This is a genomic window from Thioclava sp. F42-5, from assembly GCF_002213195.1.
GTDB lineage: Bacteria > Pseudomonadota > Alphaproteobacteria > Rhodobacterales > Rhodobacteraceae > Thioclava > Thioclava nitratireducens.
Genome location: NZ_NBNZ01000001.1, coordinates 1065189 through 1088972, shown reverse-complemented (window position 1 = coordinate 1088972; position 23784 = coordinate 1065189). Strand labels below are relative to the sequence as shown.

Genomic DNA, 23784 nt, shown 5'->3' with positions numbered 1-23784 from the left:
GTTTTTTCTTGGCAGTGTAAGTGTCATATTTAACCGTCGGGCCTCTCGCGCTCCTGGGCCGCTTTTCGTATGGCTTGGGATATGCCGAATGCCTTTCTCTTGATCTTGGGCGGGGCGGGGGCTTGGCGTGCTGGGCCGCGATGTGTTCCGCCCATTCAAGGGCACCTTCCCGGTCTCGGTTGTTCACGTTGATCTGCCAGCCGCCACAGACGGAACCAGCTACAAGGTCCGCCGCGTAGGGCTTCAACACAGAGTCCGCAGAGCTGCCGCTTACGCACTCAATCAAGGCGACGAGCTGGGTCACTTGTATGAGGGCCAGAAGATCGACAGGTGAACCTGCTAACCCATGCCCGCGCCCACCAAAGGCCGACAAAGGGCACTCCCTCAGAGTGAAACAGACGCGCCAGCTCCTCGCGGGCATATCTTTCCCGATCCCATTCAACGCGCCCGAGGCACTGGCCTTCGTTGCGTTCACCTGCCGTCTCTATGGCCGTCCAGGTGATCGTGATGCCGATACTCAGGGGCGATCCATGGCATAAGCAAATGCTACCGCTTCAGGGAACCGCACGCGCCTTTCCCTCTCTTTGCGCCTCTCATGGCGTGACGGACGATGGCTTCCTTCCCTATTTGTAGGCTCAGGACACCGGTAACGGGTCTCCGTCCGTCAAGTGATTTCTTCCATTTCGGGCGTGCTTGCGCTTTGGATTGTAGAACATCTGTAAGCGGCGGCTGCATCCCACCCCAGGTTCAGCTTGACGGCTTGAAGTTCCGGGCCTCGCGCCATGGACGAATGTCATAAAGGTCGCGTCCCTCCTGAAGCTCGATCGAAATGCCGCGCTCCAGAAGCCAGGCTGTCGCAAATTTCATCAGCCGGGATCTAAGTTCGCGGTCACCCTCGACGCCATGGAGATGGAGGTGGGCCAATCCAGGCTCGCTATAATGGGCGAGAGCCGAGACGAAGAGGTTGAGGTCTGGATTGCCTGCTCGCAGCAGTGCCTCCAGCTCGCCTACGAGCTTTGGCTGTTGGGATCTCGCTCGAGCCAGTTCCTGATCGATAGGCATAACAGCCTCAAAGGCTCAGGAATTTGACGGATTTCGGCTCGCGGTTCTTTACGAAGCCGATCTTGTCGGCTCGGACTTTCTTGAACACGAAATTCTGACGCTGCAACTCGACAGGATCGACCTCGCCCTTAGCCAGACGTTCTTCATCCTTCGCGCGGCTCCGCGCCTTTTCTTCTTGCCGTTTCCTGTAAAGATCTTCCATCGGCGGTCCTCCGTAGAAATCAATTATAGCCTGAAAGCGTAGGCTTTGTCTCGTTTGATCAGTGAAGCTGACTGCGCTCGTTTGAGCTGCGCGACGGCGCGCTCCTTGTAAGCAGCTATAGCAGTTCTCGCGGACGTGCCGATACGGCAGGTGACCTGCCCTCGGTCCTGCGGCGGAAACCGGCAAGGATCGGCCTTCCTGCGCTGCCTCCTGAAGGTGCTTCTGGTAAAGCGATAACCTTAGTCCCGTTTGACTTTAGTTACCCTCTTCGGTCTAATTCAAGGTTAGGGAGCGCGATATGGACTGGAATGTGACAGCTGGTATGATCCTGATGGGCGTGTTCGCTGTGGCGGCCTTCTGGATTGTGATGCGTGAGCGCCGGTATATCAAAGATGTGGCGAGCCTGAGCACGGAAGACATCCGTTGGTTCAATTCGCAGCCTCTGTCCGGCGATGCCTATTTCGGCGAAAAGGCGGATAAAGACCGCGACGCGGGGGATGATCCTTCGAGTGGCGCGACCTGAAAGCGAGCGCAGTTTGGCGTATGCGAAACAGTCCGCCGCCGCCTCGAATGCGCCGCTGCGCTGATCAATAGTCCCAACACTCGACCACTTTCTTATCCCGCGCAGATGTCGCGATAGTCGTCCGGCTCTCGGTGAAGCGCGAAGTTGAAGACGTTCTCGCGCAGCTCGCGGCAGCGGTCGAGGTCGATTTCCGCCATGGCCAACTCGTCGCCGAAGCCTTGGGTCTTGGCGATGATTTCGCCGGTCGGCGCGATGATGCATGTGCCGCCGATCAGGTCGCAGCCCTCTTCGCGCCCCGCTTTCGCCGTGCCAATCACCCAGCACCCGTTCGCATAAGCGCCTGCCTGCATCGACAGGTGGTTGTGGAAGTCCTGAAGGTGGTCATGCTCGGGCGCGAGCGGGTAGTGCACCGGCGTGTTGTAGCCCAGCATCACCAGTTCCGCCCCGCGCAAGCCCAGCACACGGAAAGTCTCGGGCCAGCGGCGGTCGTTGCACAGGCACATGCCCAGCTTGCCGCCGAAGCCGTCGAACACCCCGAAGCCGAGATTGCCATGTTCGAAATAGCGTTTCTCCAGATGCTGGAAGGGGCGCCAGTCTTCGTATTCCGGATGGCCGGGCAAGTGGATCTTGCGGTATTTGCCAATGATCTGGCCGCTCTCGTCGACCATGATCGAGGTGTTGAAGCGGCGCTTCTGGCCGTTCTCGTAGGCGATCTCCGCATAGCCGAGATAGAAGCCGACGCCGAGTTTGCGGGCGGTGTCGAACAGTGGTTGAACCTCGGCGCTCGGCATCTCGGTTTCATAGAAGCTGTCGAGCTCGGCCTCGTCTTCGATCAGCCAGCGCGGGAAGAAGGTGGTCAGCGCCAGTTCGGGGAAGACGACCAGTTCCGCGCCGCGCCGATGGGCTTCGATCAACAGCTTCCGCATTCGCGCCACGGCAGAGGCACGCGGCTCGTCACGCGCAATCGGCCCAAGCTGTGCGGCGGCGGCAATGAATTTGCGGGTCATGGCAATTGTCCTGTCTGGATCGTTTGAAATTCGGGCGCGTCCTGAAGCTCCGCCTGCTGGCAGACGACATCCATCAGCACCTGTGCCCCGCCCGCGATGTCCGAGGGGGCGGTATATTCGTGAATGTTGTGGCTGATCCCGTCCTTTGAGGGCACGAAGATCATGGCCGAGGGGCAATTGGGCGCGAACATCTGCGCATCATGGCCTGCGCCTGAAGGCATTCGGCGATGGCGCAGCCCGCGTGCTTCGGCGGCAGCTGCGATACGGTCGACCAGCGCCGGGTCGAACTCCACCGGCGCGAAGCGGGCCAGCGTTCGGCGGGTGATCGCGCATCCCCCGGCGCGTGCGAACTCCTGCGCTGCGCGCCAAAGCCGGGTCTCGGCCTTTTGCAGCGTAGCCTCGTCGGTATGGCGCAGATCGACGGTCATCACCGCTTCTTGCGGCACCACGTTGACCAGATCGGGCGAGACGCGCATGCGACCCACGGTCGCGACCTGTGGCGGCCCGTGATCTGCAGCGATCTGCTGGGCCTCGACTGCGATCCTTGCCATCACGGCCCCCGCATCGCGGCGCAGCGCCATCGGCGTCGTGCCCGCATGGGCCGAGGCGCCTGTCACGGTGATCTCGGTCCAGGAAATGCCCTGCACACCGGTCACGACGCCGATCTCCAAATCCTCGGTTTCCAGCACCGGGCCCTGTTCGATATGCAGTTCCAGATAGCTGTGCGGTTTCAGCGCGCCGACCGGGGCGGGGCCTGCGGCATCAATGGCGGCGAGCGCATCGCGCAGGCGCACCCCGTCGATACCTTCCACCTCCAGCATCTCGTCCAGCGGCAGCGCGCCTTGCGCCACCCCCGAGCCCATCATGTCCGGGGCGAAGCGCGCGCCTTCCTCATTGGTGAAAAACGCGACCGCAACGGGGCGGCGGGTGCGCGCGCCAGCGACATTGAGCGCCTCGATCACCTCCAGCCCGGCCAACACGCCAAGGCTGCCGTCATAGAGACCGCCCGTCGCGACCGTGTCGATATGCGAGCCCATCACGACTGGCGGGCCGTCTTCCTCGCCCGCGCGGATGCCCCAGCAATTGCCGATGACGTCCGTGGTGATCTCGAGACCCAACTCGCGCATCCAGCGCATTACGAGGGCGCGGCCTTCGGCGTCTTCAGGGCTGAGCGCGAGGCGCTTCACGCCGCCTCCGGACAGGGCGCCGATCTGCCCCAGCCGGTCCAGTCGCGCCATCAGGCGCTCAATGTCGATGGTGATACTCATGCCGCGCCTCGCACTTCAGCGGCGCTGCGACCGACGAGGGTCTTGAACAGCGCGGCGTCGGTGTCGCCTTCCGTGCCGAAGCACAGGATGCGCGAATGCGCGTCGATCCCGAGGGCCTTGCGCGCGTCGTCATTCGCGGCAGCTGCGAGGAAGGCGGCGAGCCCCGCCACAGCGGATTCTCCGGCGGCCACCGGCTGATCGTCCCCCTCGGGGTTGGCCAGCGCGCGCATCACCGCAACGGCATCCGGGTCGGCCACGGACATCACCGCGAAAGCCAGTGGCTCCAGCACGTCCCAGGCCAGCAGCGAGACCTCGCCACAGGCCAGACCTGCCATCAGCGTGTCCAGATCGCCCTCGACGGCAGTGGGTTTGCTTTCGCGGATCGTCTCGAGCCAACAGGCCGATTGGTCGGGATCGGCGAGGATCACCCGTGGGGCTTCCGAGCCATAGCGGCGCGCGAACTGCGCCGCGACCGCCGCCGCCAGCCCGCCGACGCCGGTCTGGATGAAGATATGGGTGGGCGGGATGCCAAGCGTATCGGCCGCTTCCGCCGCCATGAGCTCGTAGCCCTGCATCACGTCTTTCGGGATTTCGGTATAGCCCGGATAGGAGGTGTCGGAGACGACGAACCAGCCTTCGCGCGTGGCGGTGTCCTGCGCCTCGCGGACGCTGTCGTCGTAATTGCCGGCGCAACGGCGGACCTCGGCGCCGTAGGCCTCGATCGCCTCCTTGCGACCCTCGGAGACCGTGGCGTGAATGAAGATCACACAGCGGCAGCCGAAGCGTTGCGCGCCCCATGCGACCGAGCGGCCGTGATTGCCGTCGGTCGCGCAGCAGACGGTCAGTTGCGAGACGATGTCCGCATATTTGCCCGCGACGATGTCTTCGGCGCTGGGCTCAGGGATGTCCTTCGCCTTTGCGATCTCCCGGGCCAGAAGCCGCAGCACGGCGTAGGCGCCGCCAAGCGCCTTGAAACTGCCGAGGCCGAAGCGTCCGCCCTCGTCCTTGAACTGGATCTCGGCCACGCCCGCCTTCGCTGCCATCGCGGGCAGCGAGACGAGGGGCGTCGGCGCGTAGCCTTCCCACGAAGAAATCGTGCGCTTGGCCAGATCGAAGGCCGCATCGTTCAAAACGGCCTCCTGCTTGGGCCCATAGCCTTTCGCGGTGTCGTAATGCGGGTTCAGAATGAGCTCGTTGGACTGCCCCTCTCCGAGGGCATTTTCGAAAATCATGATAGGGTCCTTGTGGTTGGTCATCGCGCTCAGGCCCCCGTCTTGGAGGCGCGGCGGCGGATCAGCTCGGCCAGCGCCACGAGGGCGATATTGCCGAACACGATCATCACGGCGAGCGCGTTGAGTGAGGGAGACAGCGCGAAGCGGAAGTCGGAGGCGACGAGCACCGAAAGCGGTTGCGCGCGGCCCGAAACGAAAGCGGTCAGGACGTATTCGGCCGAGGAGAGCACGAAGGCTACGACCCACGACGCCATCAGCCCGTTCGCCATGAGCGGCAGCACTACCCGGCGGAAGGCCGAGAGGGCGGAGGCCCCCAGATCGGCTGCGGCTTCCAGCAGCCCGCGGTCGATCCGGATCAGCACCGAGGCGATCACCAGCGTCGAGAAGGGCAGCACGATCACCGTCTGCGCGGCGATCACCGTCAGTAGGCTGCGCGCCACCCCGGTCTCGTTGAACATGATCAGCTGCGCCACGGCGAGGATCAGTTTCGGGATCAGGAAGGGTGCGAGCAGCAGCACCGCGAAGATGCCGCGCCCGCGCATCGGGTAGAAGCTGATCGCCAAAGCGGCGAGCCCGCCCAGAAGCGTCGCGCAGATCGCGACGGGGAAAGCGACGCTCAGCGTGGTCAGGAAGCCCCCGCCCAGGCGTCCGTCGCCCATCACCTCGGCATACCATTTCAGGGTGAAGCCCGAGAATGGCAAGGACATGATCTTGGAATCGTTGACCGAAAACAGCGCGATCATCGCGATTGGCAGATACATAAAGGCGAAGACCGCCCAGACCCAAAGTGTGGAGAGACGCGACATGTCAGGACCCTCCCACAAGGCTGGAGCGGCGGATCAGCATCGCGCCCACAGCGAAGAAGGCCATCAGGATCGCGAGCATCGTCCAGGCGATGGCCGAGCCGAGTGGCCAGTCGAAGGCAGTGCCGAAGAGGTCGTTGATCGCGGAGATCACGGTGATGCCCGAGGCCCCGCCCAGAAGTTGCGGTGTGAGGTAATCGCCGACCACCATCACGAAGACCATCAGCCCGCCCGCTACCAGGCCGGGGAAGGTCAGCGGCAAGGTCACGCGGGCGAAGCGGCTGGGGCTGCGCGCGCCGAGATCGGCGGCGGCTTCCAGCCACGCGTCATCGAGGCTCTCGAAGGCGAGCCACAGCCCGATCACCATGAAGGGCAGGTAGTTGTAGGTCAGCGCGATATGGGTCGCGAGCGGTGAAAACAGCAGCCCCTGAATGGGCGCGTCGGAGACACCTGCCCAGATCAGCGAGCGGTTAATGACCCCTTCGGCGCCAAGCAACACGCGCCACGCAAACACTCGCACCAGATCGCCGGAATAAAGCGGCACCAGCAGCAGTGTCAGCAGCGCGGATTTCATAGCGCCCGCGCGTTTGGCAAGGAACCACGCGACCGGGTAGCCGATCACGGCGGTGATCGCGACCACGAGCGCGCCCGAACCAAAGGCTTTCAGGATCAGCCCGCGATAGGTCGCAGAGCCCGCGATCTTTGCGTAATTCGCGAAGGACGGGTCGTAAGAGATCGCGACGAAATCGACGCGGAAGAAGCTGTAGGCAAAGAGGATCAGAAGCGGCGCCACGCAAAGCGCCAGCAGGAAGGCCGTCACCGGGGCGGCGAGGAGCGTGCCGACGCGCAGGCTCATGGCTTGGCCTCCGCAGTCTGCCCTGCCTTCTGTTCCGCCTCGGCTTTCGCGATCCAGACCTGCGCGGGATCGAAGCCGATGCGGATCTCCGCACCGATCTCGGGCACGTCGTCATGGCCGACGGTCAGCGCCAGTGTGGTGCCCGCGGCCTCGGCTTCGACCAGCCACTCCGCACCGCGATAGACGGCATGTGTCACGCGCGCGGAAATCCGGCCCTGCGGGTCAAGGAACAATTGCTCGGGGCGCAGGCAGAGCACGGCGGGGGAGCCGGCTTGCAGACCGCGCACGCCGGGTGTCGCGAACTGGCCCAAGGAGGTTTCGATCTCATAGGCCCCAATGGCGGTGTCGGTGATCTCGCCCGGCACGCAGGCCGCGCCCCCGATGAAATCGGCCACATACGCGGTCTCGGGACGGCGATAAATCGTATCCGGGGCGCCTTGTTGTTCGATGATCCCGTCACGCATCACGATGATCCAATCCGAGAGCGCGAAGGCCTCTTCCTGATCGTGGGTGACATGGAGAAACGTCATTTTCAGTCGCCGCTGAAGGTCTTTCAGCTCGATCTGCATGTCCTTGCGCATCCGCCGGTCGAGCGCGGAGAGCGGCTCGTCCAGCAGCAGAAGGCGCGGCTCGTTGGCGATCGCGCGGGCCAGCGCCACGCGCTGTTGCTGCCCGCCCGAGAGCTGGCGCGGACGGCGTTCGGCCATCGCGGTCATCTGCACCGTTTCCAGCGCCGCGCGGGCCTTCTCGCGCTCTTGCTTGCGGCTCAGACCCTTGTAGCGCAGCCCAAAGCCCACGTTTTCGAGCACGCTCAGATGCGGGAAGAGGGCGTAGCTCTGGAAGACGGTGTTGATCGGGCGGGCGCTTGCGGACACGTCGTTGATCTTCTTGCCGTCGAGCTCGAGCATCCCCTCGCTCACCTCCTCGAACCCGCCGATCATCCGCAGGATCGAGGTCTTGCCGCAGCCCGAAGGCCCCAGCAGCGTGACGTAGGAATTCTCGTCGAGCCGGAAATTCACACCGCGCACGGCCTGCACGGTGCCATATGTCTTGCAAAGGGCACGCGCGCGGAGCAGGGGCATCGTCTGCCCCTGCCCACCCGTCGGCCCGGAACCTGCCTCGGTCATTCTTAGCTGGCCTTCACTTCGTTCCAGAGTGCGACCCAGTCGTTGTAGCGCGGCGGATTTTGCTTCCAGACGAAGTTGTCCATCACCGACAGGTCCTTGATGAAGATCTTCTCCTGCTGGGCTTCGTCGATCTCGTCGCGCGCGGCGGAGGTCGATTGCGCATAGGGACCGCCATAGGCGAGCTTTTTGCCGTAGGTCGGGCCGAGCAGGTAGTTCACCAGTTCGAACACCGAGTCCCGGCGCGCACCCTCGACGCCTTTAGGCACGGCAATCGTGTCGCACCAGCCGATGACGCCCTGCTTGGGTTTGGCCATGCCCATTTCGAGACCCTTTTCCTTCAGGTCGTAATAGGGCGGCACCCAGGAGAAGGCGCAGACCACTTCGCCGGTCGCGAAGAGGTTGGTCAGGTCGCCGATGGAATTCCAGTAGGTGCGCAGCTTGCTCTTCTGGATCATCAGCACCTTTTTCACTTCGGCGAGCTGCTTGTCGTCCATCGTGAACATTTCGTCGCGCGGAATGCCCAGATACATCGCGGCGATCATGATCCCTTCGAGCGCGTAGTCGCGCATCGCGAGCTTGCCGTTGTATTTGTCGCCCTCGAAGAAGACGGACCAGTCGGGCTCTTCATCCATCAGGTCGGCGCGATAGACGATCGGGTTGATGCCCCAATAAAAGGGGATGCCGTAGGTCTGGCCGTCCGTCTTGCCCAGATTGGTCTTCTTGAACGTGTCGTAGAGGAGCTTCGCGTTCGGCACCTTGTCGAAGTCGATCGGCTGCAGAAGATCAGAGGCGGTGTAGTAGGACACCTTGTCGAGGCCGGGCGTGATCAGATCGACCGAGGAGGCCCCGCCCGCGCGCAGTTTCGCGAATTGCTCGTCATCGGTGCCGATGAAGGTTTTGGTCAGGTCGACGTCATGGCTGTCGAGGAAGGGCGCGAGATAGTCGTCCTTAGCGAGGTTCTCCCAGGTCATCCACAGAAGATCGGTCGCGGCCAGCGCTCGTCCCGCCGGGCCGAACGCCCCGAGAGCGGTGCCCGCAAGCGCAGATTTCAGGAATAGTCGGCGATCCATGGCATATCCTTTCGCTGCATGAGATGGCGAGGTCACCTTCGCAGGAAAGAATTATTTCACAAAACTCTAAAAATGAAAATACGCTTTCATTCGGGCCATGCGCAGTTTTTAGGCGCTATTTGTCCTGTTTTGCAGCCTTGGTGAGCGCCTCGAGGCTCTCCGGGGGCGGTCCGAGGTCATCGAAACGCGCATGAAGGTCCTCAATCCGGGCGAGTCGCTTCCGGGCTTCGGGGCCGAGCGAGTCCACCAGGCTCGAACAGAGGAAGTTGATCAGGCTCATCGCGACGACCGTGCTGTCGAAGATGCCCTGACCGCGGTTGTGGCAGCGCAGGGTGATTGCCGCGTGGCGTGCGGTCTGCGCCACGGTAGGGTCGCCGATCAAGATCGTCGGGATGCCCGCCTCGCGCGCGACAGTCATCACTTCGCCGAGTGCGCGCGGCCTGCGCCGCAACCCGATCGCAAGCAGCACATCGCCCGGCGCAAACCCCGCGACATCCTCGGCGAGCGACGCGCCCTCATAGGGCAGAAGCTGCACGTCCGATTTCAGATTGAGCAGCAAGGCGCGGGCGTAGATCGCAAGCGCCCGCGAGTTCCTATAGCCGAGAACCCAGATCCGGCGCGCCGAGGCGAGGTGCTCAACCGCGTCGCGCACCGCCTCCTCCGACAGGATCTCGGTGCTGCGGGTCAGGTTCTGCATGTCCTGTGCAAAGTGATCGGCGAGCTGTCCCGGCGCGGTGCCGTCGCTCAATTCGCTCAGCGGCGAGCCCCAGCTACCATTGCGCCGCGAATGCAGCCGCGCCTCGTTGTAATTGCGATAACCCAGCCGCTTGAAAAAGCGCGCCGCCGTGGCCGAGGAGATTCCCGCGCTTTCGGCGAGTTCCGCCGCCGTGTAGCTCGACAGGGTCGATTGCGCTTCGAGCACGACCTCGGCAAGGCGTTTCTCGCTGGGGGTCAGCTCGGGAAAGATCGCCATGATCCGCATGTCGATCGGGTCATCTCCCGACCCGGGTTGCGCCTCGGGGGACATCTCTTGCGTCACATCGGCCTCGTCTCTGCTCGAGCCCAAGTCTTGTTGCAAGCGGACGCGGTTTTCAAGCGATGCCTGTGCGCGGCGGGTTCGACGTCCTCATCTCAACTGGACGTGACGCCCGCCGAAAGTCTCGGAATTTCCGTCGTCCCTTTGTCACAAGCTCTCGGCCATCCGGTTTTCCAAGCGCCGGACTTCCTCCAGCAACTGACGACAGAATTCTGTTGTCAGCAGCGAGACCGGGCGGTGCGCTGGCGTGAGTATCGAGATGCCGCTTGCAATGCGGGGGCGAAACCTTCGGAAGACAACTTTGGGGCCCGTAGGGGGCGCATGCAGGTAGCTATCTGCGGTGATCATGTCGCAGATCATGTAGCAAAGCCCGGATGCGACAAGCGTGAGGCCTGGAAGGAAGGTCTGGAGTTCGAAGCGTCTCTTCAACGCGCAATTCTGCGAGGCAAAGGCGGCACTGGTCTGAACAAAGCTCGGATGTTCATCGAATAGGGTGGCCATGGGTAAGCCATGCAGATCTTTTGGCGTGATTTCATCCGCTTCTGCAAGTGGGTCGCCCTCCGGGACTGCGCAGAGGTGTTCCAGTTCGAAGTCTTCTTGCCTGATGGAATTTCGCGGTTCCGGTGTTTCGGCGAAGCCCACATCGAACTGTTGCGAGGCGACGAGATCTTCGATCACTGCTGACGAGCGCATCATTACCGTCGCCTCGACATCGGGTTTTCCCCGCAAGAACTCACCGAGAATGCGCGGCACGAATATCCCGGACGCCGCCGGATGGCTGGCGATCTTGAGACGCCCATGGTTATGAGCTGAAAGGCTCCGCAGGTTCGCACGTGTGCGGTCGATCCGCAGAAGTATGGCTTCGGCTTCTTCGGCGAAGAACAAGGCTTCGGGGGTCGGTAGAAAGCGTCCCGGGCCGCGGTCGAAAAGTGAGAACCCCAATTCGTCTTCAAGTCCCGCAATCATGGAGCTGACCGCGGGTTGCGTTCGTCCGAGATTGCGCGCGGCTTCGGAAATCGAACCCGACCGCATCACTTCTCGAAAGGTCTGTAGTTGCCGGACGGTGAGGTTCATTCCTGCCCCATAAGGTGACTTTATGAAATCAGCGATTTTTTCAATTTGCATCTATAGGAGGGTTTCCGTCAATTAGCTCGCAACAGAGAAGCCGAAAGGCTCCAGGGAGGCTTAATGGAAAAAATCGCGAAATATGTCCTGACTGCGCTGATATGTTCTGTCGCCTTGGGGCAATTCGTGCAGGTGATCACGCGCTATATCTTGCAGGTGCCAGTCATGGGCCTCGACGAGACGATGCTCTACCCCACGATTTGGCTCTACATTCTGGGCGCCGTAAACGCTTCGCGCGAAAACACCCATATTCGCGCCAATGTGCTTGAGATCTTCCTCAAAACGCCGCGCCAGCATGCTGTTCTCGCCGTGATCGGAGAGATCGCGAGTCTCGTCGTAGGGCTATGGCTGTTGATCTGGGCTTGGGATTTCACGGCCTATTCCTGGCGCGTCTGGCGCACGAGCCCAACGCTCTACATCCCGACCTTCTATGCGGATGTGGCGCTGGTGCTCGGGCTGGCTCTGATGATGGTTTTCACCGCTTTGCACCTGATCACACATATCCGGGATATCCGGAATGGGGAGTTCCACCATGGTTGAAGTCGCACTCCTCGCCGTCGCCGCGCTCGTGATCCTTCTGACACTTGGCGTTCCTCTGCCCTACTGCTTCGGCGGTGCCTTGATGGTGATGTATTTCGTCGGCGACGTGATCATGAAGGGCAATGTGCTCTGGGGCATGCAACAATTGAGCAACCCGGTTCTGTTGGCGATCCCGCTGTTCGTTCTTGCCGGAACGATCATGTCCGAGAGTGGAATTGCCGCTTCGCTCCTGCGCTTCGTCAATGCCTTCATCGGTCATGTAAGGGGCGGCTTGGGTGTCGTGGCTGCCGTTTCCTGCGCGGTGATCGGCGCGATCTCTGGGTCGGGGTTGACGGGTATCGCTGCGATCGGTCCCCTCTTGATCCCAGAGATGGAGAAGCGTGGCTATCCGCGTGAATATGCCACCGCCTTGATCGCGAATTCTTCGATCCTCGGGCTGCTCATTCCGCCCTCCGTGACCATGATCGTCTATGGCTGGGTAACGGACACGTCCATCTTGGCCTGCTTCCTTTCGACGCTTTTGCCGGGGTTGTTCATCATGTTCAACTTCTCGGTCGTGAACATCTTCATGTCGCGGAAATTTCCTCTCATCCTCGATGACAAGCCGAGTTTCTCCGAGCTCTCCGGAGAGGTCGCGCGGCGCGGTATTCACGCCTTTCCGGCGCTCCTGATGCCGGTAATCATCCTCGGAGGAATCTATGGCGGGGTGATGACCCCGACCGAGGCTGCGGCCGTTTCCGTAATCTATGCGATCCCCGTCGGTTTCCTCATCTACAAGGGTCTGCGCTGGTCGAATTTCCTCGAGGCCGGGAAGGAAGCAGCCACGGCCGTCGGCGCAATCATGATGATGATCCTCTTCTCGATGATCCTCAGTCAGATGTTCGTGCTGGAGAGTGTGCCGCAGCAATTGGTGCAAGCGATCTTCGAGATCACCCAAGACAAGACAATCCTCCTGATCCTCATCAATATCTTGCTGTTTTTCGTTGGGATGGTCGTCAATGACGTCACGGCGATCATCTTGATCGCGCCGCTTCTGCTTCCGCTCATGCAAGCGATTGGCGTCAGCCCGGTGCAATTCGCCGCAATCATGGGGGTCAACACCGCGATGGGCGGGGTCACACCGCCCTATGCCTCGATCCTCTATCTCGGTGCGCGCATCGGCAAGGTGAAGGTCACCAAGGTTATTCCGCCGGCGATGATCCTGATCGTCACGGGCTATGTGCCGGTAGTGTTCCTCACCTCTTTCTGGCCAGGGCTTTCGACCTGGCTGCCGAGTGTCTTCGGCTACTGAACCAACCAAACACAACAGGGAGACTAACGATGAAACATTATTTTCTAAGCGCCGCCACTGCCGCCATCGTGGCCGTTGCGGGACCCGCTATGGCGAAGGAGCTCAAGCTGAGCGACGTGCGCCCGGCTGACGCTACGATCAACAAAGAGCTTGCCGCCTTTGCGGATGATGTGAAAACGGGCACCAACGGCGACGTAACCATCAAGCTCTTCCCGTCTTCTGAACTGGGGAACTACACCACTGTGCAGCAGCGGGTCTCGGTCGGCGCAGTCGATATGGCTGTTCAACCTGCCGCGACCGATGCCGATCGGCGGATGCAGATCAGTTCGTTCCCCTATTTGGCCCAAAACTGGGCGCAGGCCAAAGCGATTTACGGGCCCGGTGGGATCATTCGCGACACCATGGCGGAGCTTTACCAGAAGCAAGACATCACAATGCTCGCGGCTTACCCGGTCTATTTCGGTGGGATCGCACTCAACCGTGAGGCGGTGTCGCCTGGCCAACCGGACGTCAAGAAGGGCATCAAGGTTCGCGTTCCCGGCATCAAGAGTTTTCAGCTTCTTGGTGAAGCCCTTGGCTACATCCCTGCGCCGATCCCGTTCTCGGACGCTTTCACTGCCGTTCAGACCGGGGTCGTTGACGGCGTGATTGGTTCGGGGGCCGAGGGCTACTACGCATCGTTTCGTGACGTGACGAAGACTTACATCCCGGCCAATACCCATTTCGAGGTCTGGTATATGATTATTTCGAATGAGACGCTGAACGCGCTTTCGCCCGAGGATCAGTCAGCTCTCAAAGATGCAGCGAAGCAATTCGAAGCGACCCGCTGGGGCGTGGCCCAAGAGGATCAGGGCAAAAACGAACAGAAGCTCGCGGATGCGGGTGCCTCGATTGTCAAACTCTCCGATGACCAGCTCGCCGCGATGGCCAAGAAGGTGCGCGCCGAGGTCTGGCCGGTGATCCTGAACGATATCGGTAAGGATTGGGGCAATGGGATACTGAAACAGGCGGAGTCCGCACAAGGCACCAACTGATGGCGGCGCGAGCCGGCGCGCGGAGGCGCCGGCTCGCGAAATACTGAAACCGTTCCGAAAAGAGCAAGACGATGGATGCGGATTACGCAATCATAGGCGGCGGCGTCGTCGGCCTGTCGGTGGCTTATGGCCTGACGCGACGCGGTCTGAAGGTCATTGTCATAGACGGTGAAGATGACGCTTACAGGGCGAGCCGAGGGAATTTCGGACTTGTTTGGGTCCAGTCCAAAGGTATCGGCGCGCCGCACTACGCCCGTTGGTCGCAGCGGTCCGCTGCCGCATGGGGCGATTTCGCCAAGGAGCTTGCGGCGGAGACCGGTCACGATCTCAGCTTGCGGCAAGACGGTGGCTATGACTTCCATCTGAGCGAAGAGAGCCTGGCCGCGAAGGTCGCGCAATATGAGGCGCTCAAGGCCGAGCTCGGTGGCGACTATCCATTCGAAGTCCTCGGCCACAATGCACTCAAGCGCGAAGAACCTGCGATCGGCCCGAAAGTAGCCGGCGCAATCCTTCACCATCAAGACGGTCATGTGAACCCGCTGCTGCTGTTGCGCGGTCTCGCAGATGCCGTGCGAAGGGCTGGTGCGACGGTCATCATCGGGGACCGAGTTTCACGGGTCGAAGAAGGATTTCGGCTCACGCTCGCTTCGGGTCGTCGCGTTGATGCCGGCAAGGTTGTCCTGAGCGCCGGTTTGGGGGCGCAAACGCTTGGACCCGCTTTGGGTTTTCGCGCTCCGATCCGGCCGCAACGCGGACAGGTTCTGATCACTGAGAAGCTTCCGAAACTGATGAACAGACCCTCGGGTATCATCCGACAAGTGAACGAGGGCGGCATTCAGATCGGAGATAGCAAGGAAGAAGTGGGCTTCGATGATCATGTGACCGTCGAGACGATGTCGACAATCGCGCAGCGGGCGGTGACCGTCATGCCCGCGCTTTCCCGAGCGCAGCTCGTGCGCAGTTGGGGGGCGCTGCGTGTGATGACCCCCGATGGGCTTCCGATCTATCAGAAATCCGAAACGATGCCCGGAGCAGCGATGATCACATGCCATTCCGGCATCACACTCGCAGCAGCACATGCGCGCTTCCTGCCTGCTTGGCTCGAAGAGGATGCGGATGCCCCAGACTTGGAGAAGTTCAGTGAAAAACGCTTCGCTGTTTGAGCCGATTACCGAAGGCAACTGCCCGCGGGTCCGGGTGACCTTCGATGGGCAGGATTACGACCTGCCAGAGGGCGTGTCGCTTGCGGCTGGGCTGCTTTCCGTGGGTCGTCTCAGTCTCCGAAATACCCCGGTCTCCGGCGCCGCACGCGGCCCGTTCTGCATGATGGGCGCCTGTTTCGATTGTCTCGTCGAAATCGATGGCGTGATCCGTCAGGCGTGCATGATCGAGGTGTGCGATGGGCTCGTTGCCAGCCCTGCCGGGCGGAAGGAGGACGATTGATGGAGACATACGATCTAGCCGTTATCGGCGCTGGGCCAGCCGGGCTCGCTGCCGCAGCAGAGGCAAGTGCCGCAGGGTTGAGTGTCGTGCTTCTCGACGAACAGCCGCGGCCCGGCGGCCAGATTTATAGAGAGGTCGATCGTGCCGCATCCGTGCGCGGAGCAATCCTAGGCAAGGACTACACGCACGGACTCAGCCTGACAGGTGCCACGCAAGCCGAAAACGTCACATATATGTCCGGCACGACGGTTTGGGACATGACGCCAGAAGGCGTGCTGAGCTTTACCTGCAACGGGGCGGCAGGCTCTCTACGCTTCGAGCGGTTGCTGATCGCCACCGGCGCGCTTGAGCGTCCGATGCCCGTGCCTGGCTGGACTTTGCCCGGCGTAATGGCTGCGGGCGCGGCCCAGATCCTGCTCAAGCAGTCGGGCCTCGTTTCCCGTCGTGCCGTGCTCGCGGGATCCGGCCCGCTACTCTACCTCGTGGCTGCGCAGATGGTGCGCGCTGGATCTGCGCCGCTGGCTCTCCTTGAAACGCAGGGGCAGCCGTATTCTGCACTTCGATATGCGCCGCGCGCACTCATGGGCTGGCGTGTCCTCGGCAAGGGAATGAGGCTTTTGGCAGAGTTGCGCCGCGCCGGCGTTCCCCGCTACCGCGGCGTGCGCGCCATCTCGATCGAAGGCGAAGGGCAGGTGAATAAGGTTCGGTTCGAGGAAAAAGGACGAACACGAGAGATTTCCTGCGATACAGTCTTCCTGCATCATGGCGTCGTTCCAAACGTCCAGGCGAGCCGGGCTTTGCGGCTCGATCATGACTGGTGCGAGGCGCAGGCTTGTTTCCAACCGCGCCTCGACGACTGGGGGCGTTCGAGCGCGCGAAACATTTTCATTGCCGGCGACGGGGCGGGGATCGGGGGCGCGATTGCCGCTGAACACGCGGGCAGGCTCACGGCCCTCGAAATTGCACGAGATCTTGGCGCGATCGAAGTCGTCGATCGGGATCGACGCGCGGCGCCGATCCGTAGGGCACTCTTGGCAGAGCGCGCGGTGCGCCCTTTCCTCGATGCTGCTTTCCCACCCTATCCTGAAGCGATTGCGGACGACACCATCATATGTCGCTGCGAAGAAGTCACAGCTGGTGCCATCCGTCGAGCAGCCTCGCTCGGATGCGCCGGCCCCAACCAGTCCAAAGCTTTCAATCGAGCGGGTATGGGCCCGTGCCAAGGGCGTTATTGCGGTCTCACCGTGAGCAAGCTTCTCGCAGAGGTGAATGGCGCTTCTGTGGAAGCGACCGGGTATTATCGACTGCGACCGCCTATCAAGCCAGTGACCCTCGGAGAAATCGCGCAGATGACACACCCCAATGAACCGGAGAAAACAGGATGATTGACCGCATTGAGACGGGCGCGCGCATGAGCAAAATCGTGCGCCACAATGGCGTTGCTTATTTGTGCGGGCAGGTGGGTGCCGGCGCCGACGTGGCAGAACAAACCCGAGATTGTCTTTCCAGAGTTGACGCCCTTCTTGCTCGCGCGGGCTCGTCGCGCGATCAGATGCTACAGGTTATCATCTGGCTGGCCGACATGGCCGATTTCGATGCGATGAATGCAGTTTGGGACGAATGGGTGCCGGAGGGGGCGGCCCCCGCACGTGCGTGCGGTGAAGCCAAGCTGGCACGCGCGGAGCTGAAAGTGGAAATCATCGTCACGGCGGCATGCGCCGAATGAACAAGTTGGCTTTGGTTTGACGTCCCGCCCGCCTAGGCGGGTATAGGCTCAGGGCCATGAGAGCCTCCAGCACGCAGGCAAATATCTGGCTTGAGGCGTCTAGCCAAATCGGGGTGCTCGTTTCGCGACATCCAGACGCCCTTCGATTCCCTACTTCTCAATGCTTTGCAGACGGCATGGGGTGCTCGAGCAACAACATGCAGCGTCGCGTTCCGAGAACCCCTGAAGCCACCCCCATGTCGTTGGTCGAGCACCTACAGACCGGGAAGTATGCCTGCTCGCATGAAAGCGGCGCGGCTTATTGTGTGCGTGCCGTGGGCGATGGGTTCGAGGCCGATGGACGTCACCCAGTCAAGATTTAGGCGGGCGTGTTGCCGTGTTTAGATCTGAAGCGCTCATGGAAACGCCCAGGCTACCTTCGGCATAGGGACGAACCATTTCGATCAAGGGCATTTGGGCGCGCATCCGCACACTCAGGAGCGCGGTGCCGCTGATCTTGCGTTGCACGAACAGGGTTTGCGCGGGAGGCAGGTGCCAGTTCGCCCGATCCGCCATGATTGGGGCCGCGCGTTCGCGCAACGCCTCGACGAAACTGCGGTCGGAGAAGTCGAAGAGCGCCCCCTCGGGCCGGCTTCGCGCGACATGCGCGAGCAAAATTTCGATCATCTCGTCGAAGGTGCCACCGTGCCGGGTCAGCTGTGCCTCAGACACGAAACCAATCTCCAGAAGGGCCATGCGCAGCTTTGCCGGATCTTCGTCGAGCCCCGCACGCAGCAAGCGGCGGTAGGAGGCTGTTGTCTCGGGCGGGATCGCCCGGGCGGCGCCGAAATCCAGCAGCACGATCCGTCCCTGCTCTTTCTGCCAGCGGAAATTGCCGAAATTCGGATCGGTCTGCATGTAGCCGAATTCGAACAGCTCACGCAGGACCAATGCGAGCATCGCCGAGGTCACTTCGTCGCGGGTGGCCTGATCGGCCTCGGCCAGGGTTTCGATCGGGGCGCCTGCGACGAAATCCATTGGCAGGATCGTCGGGCGGAGTAGCTCTTCAATCGGTTCGGGGATCACGAAGCGCGGGTCTTCCTCCATCAGGGCGCGGTAGCGGCGCATCTGCTCCGCCTCGCGGAGGTAATCGGCCTCCTCATGAAGCTGCCGCTTGGCTTCGGCCAGAAGCGGTCGGATATCGAGCCCGGCAGGCAGGAGCCCCGAATAGCGCAGCAGCGCCGCGACATTGTCGATATCGGCGTCGATGCTCGTCGCGACGCCGGGATATTGCACCTTCACCGCCAGCTCGCGCCCCGAATGGAGCACTGCCCGATGCACCTGGCCTATCGAGGCTGCCGCAATCGGGCGCGTCTCGAAACGCGCGAATTTTTTGCGCCAGTCCGGCCCCCATTGTGCCGCCAGAACCCGGTCGAGCTGCTTGGGCGGCATCACATTCGCCGCCTCGCGCAGCCGCGCAAGGATTTCGGTCAACTCGGACGGTAGCACATCGCCTGCATCGAGCGAAATCATCTGCCCGAGTTTCATCGCGGCCCCGCGCAGCCGCGCCAGTTGATCGGTGACGCGGCGCGCGTTTGCGGGTGTCAGGATAAGGTCGGAAAGCTGCGGGCGCTCGCCCTTGGCCAGTTTGCGCGCCCCTTCGCCCAATGCACCCACCGCGATCCCGCCCGCCATCTGACCGAAGGCGGCGAACCGCGTGAGGCGCGTCTTGGGAACCCGGCGCGAACGGTCGGTCATCGGGCGCGCACCGGATCAGGTGTGGGCGAACCAGGTGGGAACGTCGGGGTGGGGCGCAGGCGCATCGCGCGGGGTCTCCTGAGATCGGGTTAGTCTTTGTCTGTACGCGCGCGCTCAGAAACGGGCTCACTCGCGGGGCGGAGCCGCCTCGCGCAGATCGCCGATCCGCTGTTCGATCGCCTCGAGCCGTAGCAGCACCTCGTCGCGATAGGCATCGGTGCGCGTGGTCTCCTCTTCGGAATGGGCATCCTGCATCGAGTTCACGATCAGGCCCACCAGCAGGTTCACCACCGCGAATGTCGTGACCATGATGAAGGGCACGAAGAATGCCCAACCCAGAGGGTGGGTTTCCATCACCGGGCGCACAATGCCCATCGACCAGCTCTCGAGCGTCATGATCTGGAACAGCGAATAGGCCGATTGTCCGAGCGAGCCGAACCAGTCCGGAAAGCTCGTGCCGAAGAGTTTCGTCGCCATGACGCTCGCGATGTAGAAGATGATGCCCATCAGCAGGAATACGCTGCCCATGCCCGGCAGCGCATTGATCAGCCCCTCGACCACCCTGCGCAGGCGCGGCGCGACCGAGATGATGCGCAGCAGACGCAACACGCGCAGCGCCCGCAGCACGCTGAAGACCTGTGCGCCGGGCAGAAGCGACACGCCGACGATGGTGAAGTCAAAGAGGTTCCAACCCGAGCGGAAGAAGCCCAGCCGCTGCGCGAACAGTTTCAGCCCGATCTCGATCACGAAGACCGACAGGCATAGCATGTCGAGCAGCCGGATCAGATCGCCAGCGAGGGTCATCGCGCGTTCTGAAGTCTCGAGTCCAAGAAGCAACGCGTTGAACAGGATCACGCCGGTGATCGCGTTTCTAAAAGTCGATGTGTCGAGCATCATCGCGATCCGGTCGCGCAAAGTCATGCAGTCCCCCCGTCTTATTGGCCGGTGGGATATGGTCCCTGGGCAGGGCTCGCGCAACCTCACCCTTCAGCAATGAGTGCCTTGGAGAAATCGCTGCGCACCATGCCGCGACCTACCTCGGCGAATGCGACCGGACCAAACCGATGGTGCGAATGACCTGGCCGCGCTGGAGGGGGATGAGAACCAAGTTGCCGTCAGGTTCGCCGACGTCGGACCCACTGTAGAGGGAGGCAGACTGCGCTCCTGCGCTTCCGTTTAAGTAAGTGTTGCGCCGAGAACTTCTGCAAGATTGGTAATGCGCTGGCCCCGCGGCGGGTGACTTGCGTCAACACGTTCCCCGGCCTAGGCGGTGTAGCGCGGAAAGAGTGCAACTGGCGCAACGTTGGTTCAAGCAGATCATCCGTGGGATATCCGACCGAAACCTCATAACAGCATTACTTCACGAGATGTCTGCACGAGCCAACCGGAGAACTGTATCCAGAGGTAGGTGTCCAGCCAAATCGGGGCTCGTTTTGCGATATCCAGAGACATCTTTATTCTATATTCTTCAATGCCTTGCGGAAGGTGTTGGTTGCGCTGAAACCCCGACGCGCATCAGCACTCCGCAAACGGAGTGGATTTGAAAACTAAAGCGCAGGCAGAGGAGCCTCGTTCCCTCAAATCTCTACCCCGGCACAAAGTGCGGTATTGCGGATATGCTCTCGCATCGCATCCGCGGCATCGCTCGCATTCTGCCGCGTGAGGGCTTCCAGGATCGCCCTGTGCTCTTTGATCGACGCGTTCATGCGGCCGACTTCGGTATTCGGGATTGGCACGCGCTGAGTCTCGGTCAGAAGGTCGCGCACGGATTGGTGCAGGCGGCGCAGCATGGCGTTGGGGCAGGTTTGCGCGATGATGTTGTGGAAGGTGAGATCGGCTTCGACATGGGTCACGAGATCTTCCTTGCGCCATGCCTGCTCGAATTCCTCCGTCGCACGCCGCAGTTCGTCGGCAATCTCGGGCGTAACGTGGGGGGCGGCGAGGCGACAGAGTTCGGCTTCGATCAGAAGGCGGGACTGGAAGACGTCGAGGATGGAATACTGCTCCTCGAAACGCCACTGATCCATCGCGGCGGGCTTGCCTGTCTGAGCGCCGGTCACGAAAGTGCCGCGAGCGGGGTAGGTGCGCACAAGACCGATCGTTTCCAGCGTCAGCAGGGCTTCGCGAAGGGATGCGCGCGACACGCCCAGCTGTTCTGACAGCACGCGCTGCGAGGGCAAGCGCTCGTCTTTTTTCAGCGCTCCGGTGCGGATCATTTCTTGCAGCTGGCGCGCGACCGTCTGGGTGACGGGGCTTTTGTCGTTCGTGAAATCCATGCGGCGCCTCTTAAGCTGGCAGTTATTAAATCTATAGCCCCCCGCGCCCGCCAACATCAAAGAAGTTCCTTGTCAGATCGGGGAAAGCATGTTTCAAAAGGTCAGACCGGTCTGACCGGTCATGCCAGTTAAGCAAAATAAAACGACGATCAACAGGGAAAACGAACATGTCTGGAAAATTTGGAAAGATCGCCGCGATGGCCTTCGTTGCAGTGACTGCCCTCGGGACGAGCGCCTGGGCGGAGACGCTCACCGTCGGCGCCAATATCGGGAACGTGCCGTGGGAGTTTCAGGACGAGACGGGCAAGAACGTGGGGTTCGAGGTCGATCTGGTCGATGCGGTTGCCGCGAAACTCGGGCGCGACGTCGAGATCGTGAACATCCCCTTCAACGGTCTCTTCTCGGCGGTGCAGTCGGGCCGGATCGATGCGGCGATCTCGTCGATCACCATCACCGACGAGCGTCTGAAATCGGTCTCCTTCGCGCAGCCCTATTACGATAGCGACCAGTCGCTGACCGCGCTCGCCAGCGGGCCGCAATCGCTCGACGAGATGAAGGGCAAGATCGTTGGTGTCGACACTGGCTCTACCGGCGACATGTGGGCGACCGAGCATAACGCAGAATACGGTTTCTCCGAGATCAAGCGCTATGAGGGGCTGGCACCCGCGATGCTCGACCTCACGGCGGGGCGGATCGACGGCTATATCTCCGATATTCCGGCGCTTCTCTACTACGTGAAGGACAAGCCGCAGCTGAAGGTCGTCCAGCGGATCGCGACGGGCGAGAAATACTCGATGATGTTCGCCAAGGACGCGCCGCTGGCCAGCGAAGTGAACGACATCATCACCGAGCTCAAGAAGGATGGCACGATCGCCAAGCTGCATGAAAAGTGGTTCGGCGTCGCCCCTGAAGCGGACACCTCCACCGTCACGGTCATGGACATGCCCTCGCTGAAGTAACGACCTCGGGCGCGTCTCCGTTCAGCGGGGACGCGCCGCTGACCGAAAGAGTCTCATGACGTTTTTTGACACATTCCTGAACTTCGAGGTCTTGCAGCGAAGCGTGCCTATGCTTCTGAGCGGCCTCTGGCTGACGCTTCAGCTGGGCGTGGCGAGCATCGTGGCGGGTCTGGTCCTCGGCCTGATCCTCTCCATGCTTCGGCTCTATGGCGTGGCGCCGGTGCGTCTGCTGACGAAGATCTATATCGACGTGTTCCGCTCGATCCCCCTTCTGGTGCTGCTGATCGTTGTCTATTACGCGTTGCCCTTCCTCGGCGTGCGCCTGTCGTCCTTTGCTTCGGCGATGACTGCGCTGACGCTTGTCTCTGGCGCCTATACGGCGGAGATTTTTCGTGCCGGTATCGAGGCGATCCCGAACGGCCAGTTCGAGGCCTCCGAGGCGCTGGGGCTGAGCCACCGCCAGACGATGGTCGACGTGATCTTGCCGCAGGCGATCAGGATCGTGATACCGCCGCTGACCAACAATTCGATCAACGTGATGAAGGACACCGCGCTCGCCTCCGTGGTCGCGATGCCGGACCTTCTGAAACAGGCGACACAGGCGCAGGCGCTCGCGGCGAACCCCTCGCCGCTGATCGGAGCCGCGCTGATCTACATCGTTTTCCTCTGGCCGGCGGTGCTGCTGGTGTCACGTCTGGAGAACCGTTTCAATTCCGGGAGGCGCGTATGACTGGCTATGTGAGCATCCGAGATCTGCGCAAATATTACGGCAGCTACGAAGCGCTGCGCGGGATCAATCTGGAGATCGAAAAAGGCGAAGTAGTTTGCGTGATCGGTCCCTCGGGGTCGGGCAAGTCAACGCTGATCCGCTGCATCAACCGCCTGGAGGATTTCGACCGCGCGAGCGAAATCCGCGTCGACGGCATCCCGGTCCTTCCGGGGCGGGCCTTGGCGAAGGTGCGCGCCGAAGTCGGCATGGTGTTCCAGAGCTTCAATCTCTTCCCGCATCTCACCGTCCGCGAGAACGTCATGCTGGCCCCACGCCGCGTGCGTCGCACCTCCCGGGCCGATGCCGCGACGCAGGCCGAGACACTTCTGCGCCGGGTCGGCATCGTAGAGCAGGCCGACAAGTATCCGGGCCAGCTTTCGGGCGGGCAGCAACAGCGGGTGGCGATTGCCCGGGCGCTCGCGATGGAGCCGCAGGTGTTGCTCTTCGACGAGCCGACCTCCGCGCTCGATCCCGAGATGGTGGGCGAGGTGCTCGATGTGATGAAGTCGCTCGCCGGCACCGGTGTCACGATGATCGTTGTCACGCACGAGATGGGCTTCGCCCGTCAGGTCGCCGATCGGGTGATCTTCATGGATGGGGGCGAGGTCATCGAGACCGGCACGCCCGAGCAAGTGCTTGGTGCGCCGCGTGAAGCCCGCACGCAGAATTTTCTCAGCGCTGTGCTGAGCCATTGATCA

24 protein-coding genes and 2 pseudogenes are annotated in these 23784 nt (G+C 61.9%); 11 read left to right on the top strand and 15 right to left on the bottom strand.

Annotation, left to right across the window (positions count from 1 at the left end):
- Positions 1-747: 747 nt before the first annotated feature.
- Both B6V74_RS04995 and B6V74_RS04990 read right to left on the bottom strand, forming a co-directional pair.
- Entirely contained in the window at positions 748-1062 is a 315-nt protein-coding gene (locus tag B6V74_RS04995; protein ID WP_088722126.1) for a hypothetical protein, read from the bottom strand.
- A gap of 7 nt (positions 1063-1069) precedes the next feature.
- The gene (locus B6V74_RS04990; RefSeq protein WP_088722125.1) at positions 1070-1264 is read right to left on the bottom strand and encodes a hypothetical protein; all 195 of its coding nucleotides are present in this window, start codon (positions 1262-1264) and stop codon (positions 1070-1072) included.
- 298 nt (positions 1265-1562) lie between these two features.
- On the opposite strand from B6V74_RS04990, the gene B6V74_RS04985 reads away from it, so the two are divergent.
- A complete protein-coding gene (locus tag B6V74_RS04985; RefSeq protein ID WP_088722124.1) occupies positions 1563-1787 on the top strand; it encodes a hypothetical protein in 225 nt (74 codons plus the stop codon).
- 92 nt (positions 1788-1879) lie between these two features.
- Here the strand turns inward: B6V74_RS04985 and B6V74_RS04980 are convergent, their stop codons facing one another.
- The 9 genes from B6V74_RS04980 to B6V74_RS04940 form a co-directional block, all read right to left on the bottom strand.
- Positions 1880-2794 carry an N-carbamoyl-D-amino-acid hydrolase gene (locus B6V74_RS04980; RefSeq protein WP_088722123.1) on the bottom strand — a complete coding sequence of 305 codons (915 nt, stop codon included), beginning with the start codon at positions 2792-2794 and terminating at the stop codon, positions 1880-1882.
- On the bottom strand, positions 2791-4062 hold the full coding sequence (locus B6V74_RS04975) for a Zn-dependent hydrolase (RefSeq protein WP_088722122.1): 1272 nt from the start codon (positions 4060-4062) through the stop codon (positions 2791-2793). Before B6V74_RS04975 ends, B6V74_RS04980 begins: the two co-directional genes overlap by 4 nt.
- Positions 4059-5294, bottom strand: coding sequence for a diaminopropionate ammonia-lyase (locus tag B6V74_RS04970; RefSeq protein ID WP_088722202.1), 1236 nt, complete (start codon positions 5292-5294; stop codon positions 4059-4061). Before B6V74_RS04970 ends, B6V74_RS04975 begins: the two co-directional genes overlap by 4 nt.
- Before the next feature lie 29 nt (positions 5295-5323).
- A complete protein-coding gene (locus tag B6V74_RS04965) occupies positions 5324-6100 on the bottom strand; it encodes an ABC transporter permease (RefSeq protein WP_088722121.1) in 777 nt (258 codons plus the stop codon).
- 1 nt (position 6101) lies between these two features.
- Positions 6102-6953 carry an ABC transporter permease gene (locus tag B6V74_RS04960; RefSeq protein ID WP_075777098.1) on the bottom strand — a complete coding sequence of 284 codons (852 nt, stop codon included), beginning with the start codon at positions 6951-6953 and terminating at the stop codon, positions 6102-6104.
- Complete coding sequence (locus B6V74_RS04955) at positions 6950-8035, bottom strand: ABC transporter ATP-binding protein (protein WP_088722201.1); 1086 nt, start codon at positions 8033-8035, stop codon at positions 6950-6952. Before B6V74_RS04955 ends, B6V74_RS04960 begins: the two co-directional genes overlap by 4 nt.
- A 47-nt stretch (positions 8036-8082) precedes the next feature.
- Positions 8083-9150 (bottom strand): substrate-binding domain-containing protein, encoded by a 1068-nt coding sequence (locus tag B6V74_RS04950; protein ID WP_088722120.1) that lies wholly within the window; start codon positions 9148-9150, stop codon positions 8083-8085.
- A gap of 115 nt (positions 9151-9265) precedes the next feature.
- On the bottom strand, positions 9266-10189 hold the full coding sequence (locus tag B6V74_RS04945; RefSeq protein WP_088722119.1) for a MurR/RpiR family transcriptional regulator: 924 nt from the start codon (positions 10187-10189) through the stop codon (positions 9266-9268).
- Between the two features lie 144 nt (positions 10190-10333).
- Positions 10334-11260, bottom strand: coding sequence for a LysR substrate-binding domain-containing protein (locus tag B6V74_RS04940; RefSeq protein ID WP_088722200.1), 927 nt, complete (start codon positions 11258-11260; stop codon positions 10334-10336).
- 114 nt (positions 11261-11374) lie between these two features.
- Here B6V74_RS04940 and B6V74_RS04935 point away from each other — a divergent pair, with 114 nt between their 5' ends.
- The 7 genes from B6V74_RS04935 to B6V74_RS04905 all read left to right on the top strand — a co-directional run bounded on the left by B6V74_RS04935 (position 11375) and on the right by B6V74_RS04905 (position 17345).
- Positions 11375-11851 (top strand): TRAP transporter small permease subunit, encoded by a 477-nt coding sequence (locus B6V74_RS04935; RefSeq protein WP_075777101.1) that lies wholly within the window; start codon positions 11375-11377, stop codon positions 11849-11851.
- Positions 11844-13142: a TRAP transporter large permease gene (locus B6V74_RS04930; protein ID WP_075777102.1), complete on the top strand. Its 1299-nt coding sequence runs from the start codon at positions 11844-11846 to the stop codon at positions 13140-13142. The genes B6V74_RS04935 and B6V74_RS04930 overlap by 8 nt, the downstream gene beginning before the upstream one ends.
- Positions 13143-13171: 29 nt before the next feature.
- Positions 13172-14176, top strand: a complete 1005-nt coding sequence (gene dctP / locus B6V74_RS04925; RefSeq protein ID WP_075777103.1) for a TRAP transporter substrate-binding protein DctP — start codon at positions 13172-13174, stop codon at positions 14174-14176.
- Between the two features lie 71 nt (positions 14177-14247).
- Positions 14248-15339 (top strand): FAD-dependent oxidoreductase, encoded by a 1092-nt coding sequence (locus B6V74_RS04920; RefSeq protein WP_088722118.1) that lies wholly within the window; start codon positions 14248-14250, stop codon positions 15337-15339.
- Positions 15317-15619: a (2Fe-2S)-binding protein gene (locus tag B6V74_RS04915; RefSeq protein WP_075777105.1), complete on the top strand. Its 303-nt coding sequence runs from the start codon at positions 15317-15319 to the stop codon at positions 15617-15619. Before B6V74_RS04920 ends, B6V74_RS04915 begins: the two co-directional genes overlap by 23 nt.
- Positions 15619-17004, top strand: coding sequence for an NAD(P)/FAD-dependent oxidoreductase (locus B6V74_RS04910; protein WP_088722116.1), 1386 nt, complete (start codon positions 15619-15621; stop codon positions 17002-17004). Before B6V74_RS04915 ends, B6V74_RS04910 begins: the two co-directional genes overlap by 1 nt.
- Positions 17001-17345 carry a RidA family protein gene (locus B6V74_RS04905; RefSeq protein WP_088722115.1) on the top strand — a complete coding sequence of 115 codons (345 nt, stop codon included), beginning with the start codon at positions 17001-17003 and terminating at the stop codon, positions 17343-17345. Before B6V74_RS04910 ends, B6V74_RS04905 begins: the two co-directional genes overlap by 4 nt.
- A 293-nt stretch (positions 17346-17638) precedes the next feature.
- Here the strand turns inward: B6V74_RS04905 and B6V74_RS19130 are convergent.
- The 4 genes and pseudogenes from B6V74_RS19130 to B6V74_RS04890 all read right to left on the bottom strand — a co-directional run.
- Positions 17639-17757: pseudogene (locus B6V74_RS19130) on the bottom strand (integrase); the annotation flags it as partial.
- 338 nt (positions 17758-18095) lie between these two features.
- A pseudogene (locus B6V74_RS19125) lies at positions 18096-18857 on the bottom strand (AarF/ABC1/UbiB kinase family protein); the annotation flags it as partial.
- A gap of 351 nt (positions 18858-19208) precedes the next feature.
- Positions 19209-20003, bottom strand: a complete 795-nt coding sequence (locus B6V74_RS04895) for an ion transporter (protein WP_206185178.1) — start codon at positions 20001-20003, stop codon at positions 19209-19211.
- 656 nt (positions 20004-20659) lie between these two features.
- Entirely contained in the window at positions 20660-21358 is a 699-nt protein-coding gene (locus tag B6V74_RS04890) for a FadR/GntR family transcriptional regulator (RefSeq protein ID WP_088722113.1), read from the bottom strand.
- Positions 21359-21525: 167 nt separating this feature from the next.
- On the opposite strand from B6V74_RS04890, the gene B6V74_RS04885 reads away from it, so the two are divergent.
- The 3 genes from B6V74_RS04885 to B6V74_RS04875 are packed head-to-tail and all read left to right on the top strand — an operon-like array spanning position 21526 to position 23781.
- On the top strand, positions 21526-22317 hold the full coding sequence (locus B6V74_RS04885) for an ABC transporter substrate-binding protein (protein ID WP_075777110.1): 792 nt from the start codon (positions 21526-21528) through the stop codon (positions 22315-22317).
- 55 nt (positions 22318-22372) lie between these two features.
- Positions 22373-23047: an amino acid ABC transporter permease gene (locus B6V74_RS04880; RefSeq protein ID WP_075777111.1), complete on the top strand. Its 675-nt coding sequence runs from the start codon at positions 22373-22375 to the stop codon at positions 23045-23047.
- Complete coding sequence (locus B6V74_RS04875) at positions 23044-23781, top strand: amino acid ABC transporter ATP-binding protein (RefSeq protein WP_075777112.1); 738 nt, start codon at positions 23044-23046, stop codon at positions 23779-23781. The genes B6V74_RS04880 and B6V74_RS04875 overlap by 4 nt, the downstream gene beginning before the upstream one ends.
- Positions 23782-23784: the final 3 nt, after the last annotated feature.

Bases quoted from the DNA above. Each gene is read 5' to 3' on its own strand.
- B6V74_RS04910 (WP_088722116.1), top strand. From the start codon at position 15,619: ATGGAGACATACGATCTAGCCGTTATCGGCGCTGGGCCAGCCGGGCTC.
- B6V74_RS04885 (WP_075777110.1), top strand. From the start codon at position 21,526: ATGTCTGGAAAATTTGGAAAGATCGCCGCGATGGCCTTCGTTGCAGTG.
- B6V74_RS04985 (WP_088722124.1), top strand. From the start codon at position 1,563: ATGGACTGGAATGTGACAGCTGGTATGATCCTGATGGGCGTGTTCGCT.
- B6V74_RS04880 (WP_075777111.1), top strand. From the start codon at position 22,373: ATGACGTTTTTTGACACATTCCTGAACTTCGAGGTCTTGCAGCGAAGC.
- B6V74_RS04980 (WP_088722123.1), bottom strand. From the start codon at position 2,794: ATGACCCGCAAATTCATTGCCGCCGCCGCACAGCTTGGGCCGATTGCG.
- B6V74_RS04875 (WP_075777112.1), top strand. From the start codon at position 23,044: ATGACTGGCTATGTGAGCATCCGAGATCTGCGCAAATATTACGGCAGC.
- B6V74_RS04940 (WP_088722200.1), bottom strand. From the start codon at position 11,260: ATGAACCTCACCGTCCGGCAACTACAGACCTTTCGAGAAGTGATGCGG.
- dctP (WP_075777103.1), top strand. From the start codon at position 13,172: ATGAAACATTATTTTCTAAGCGCCGCCACTGCCGCCATCGTGGCCGTT.
- B6V74_RS04965 (WP_088722121.1), bottom strand. From the start codon at position 6,100: ATGTCGCGTCTCTCCACACTTTGGGTCTGGGCGGTCTTCGCCTTTATG.
- B6V74_RS04975 (WP_088722122.1), bottom strand. From the start codon at position 4,062: ATGAGTATCACCATCGACATTGAGCGCCTGATGGCGCGACTGGACCGG.
- B6V74_RS04930 (WP_075777102.1), top strand. From the start codon at position 11,844: ATGGTTGAAGTCGCACTCCTCGCCGTCGCCGCGCTCGTGATCCTTCTG.
- B6V74_RS04960 (WP_075777098.1), bottom strand. From the start codon at position 6,953: ATGAGCCTGCGCGTCGGCACGCTCCTCGCCGCCCCGGTGACGGCCTTC.
- B6V74_RS04920 (WP_088722118.1), top strand. From the start codon at position 14,248: ATGGATGCGGATTACGCAATCATAGGCGGCGGCGTCGTCGGCCTGTCG.
- B6V74_RS04955 (WP_088722201.1), bottom strand. From the start codon at position 8,035: ATGCCCCTGCTCCGCGCGCGTGCCCTTTGCAAGACATATGGCACCGTG.
- B6V74_RS04890 (WP_088722113.1), bottom strand. From the start codon at position 21,358: ATGGATTTCACGAACGACAAAAGCCCCGTCACCCAGACGGTCGCGCGC.
- B6V74_RS04950 (WP_088722120.1), bottom strand. From the start codon at position 9,150: ATGGATCGCCGACTATTCCTGAAATCTGCGCTTGCGGGCACCGCTCTC.
- B6V74_RS04995 (WP_088722126.1), bottom strand. From the start codon at position 1,062: ATGCCTATCGATCAGGAACTGGCTCGAGCGAGATCCCAACAGCCAAAG.
- B6V74_RS04905 (WP_088722115.1), top strand. From the start codon at position 17,001: ATGATTGACCGCATTGAGACGGGCGCGCGCATGAGCAAAATCGTGCGC.
- B6V74_RS04970 (WP_088722202.1), bottom strand. From the start codon at position 5,294: ATGATTTTCGAAAATGCCCTCGGAGAGGGGCAGTCCAACGAGCTCATT.
- B6V74_RS04990 (WP_088722125.1), bottom strand. From the start codon at position 1,264: ATGGAAGATCTTTACAGGAAACGGCAAGAAGAAAAGGCGCGGAGCCGC.
- B6V74_RS04935 (WP_075777101.1), top strand. From the start codon at position 11,375: ATGGAAAAAATCGCGAAATATGTCCTGACTGCGCTGATATGTTCTGTC.
- B6V74_RS04895 (WP_206185178.1), bottom strand. From the start codon at position 20,003: ATGACTTTGCGCGACCGGATCGCGATGATGCTCGACACATCGACTTTT.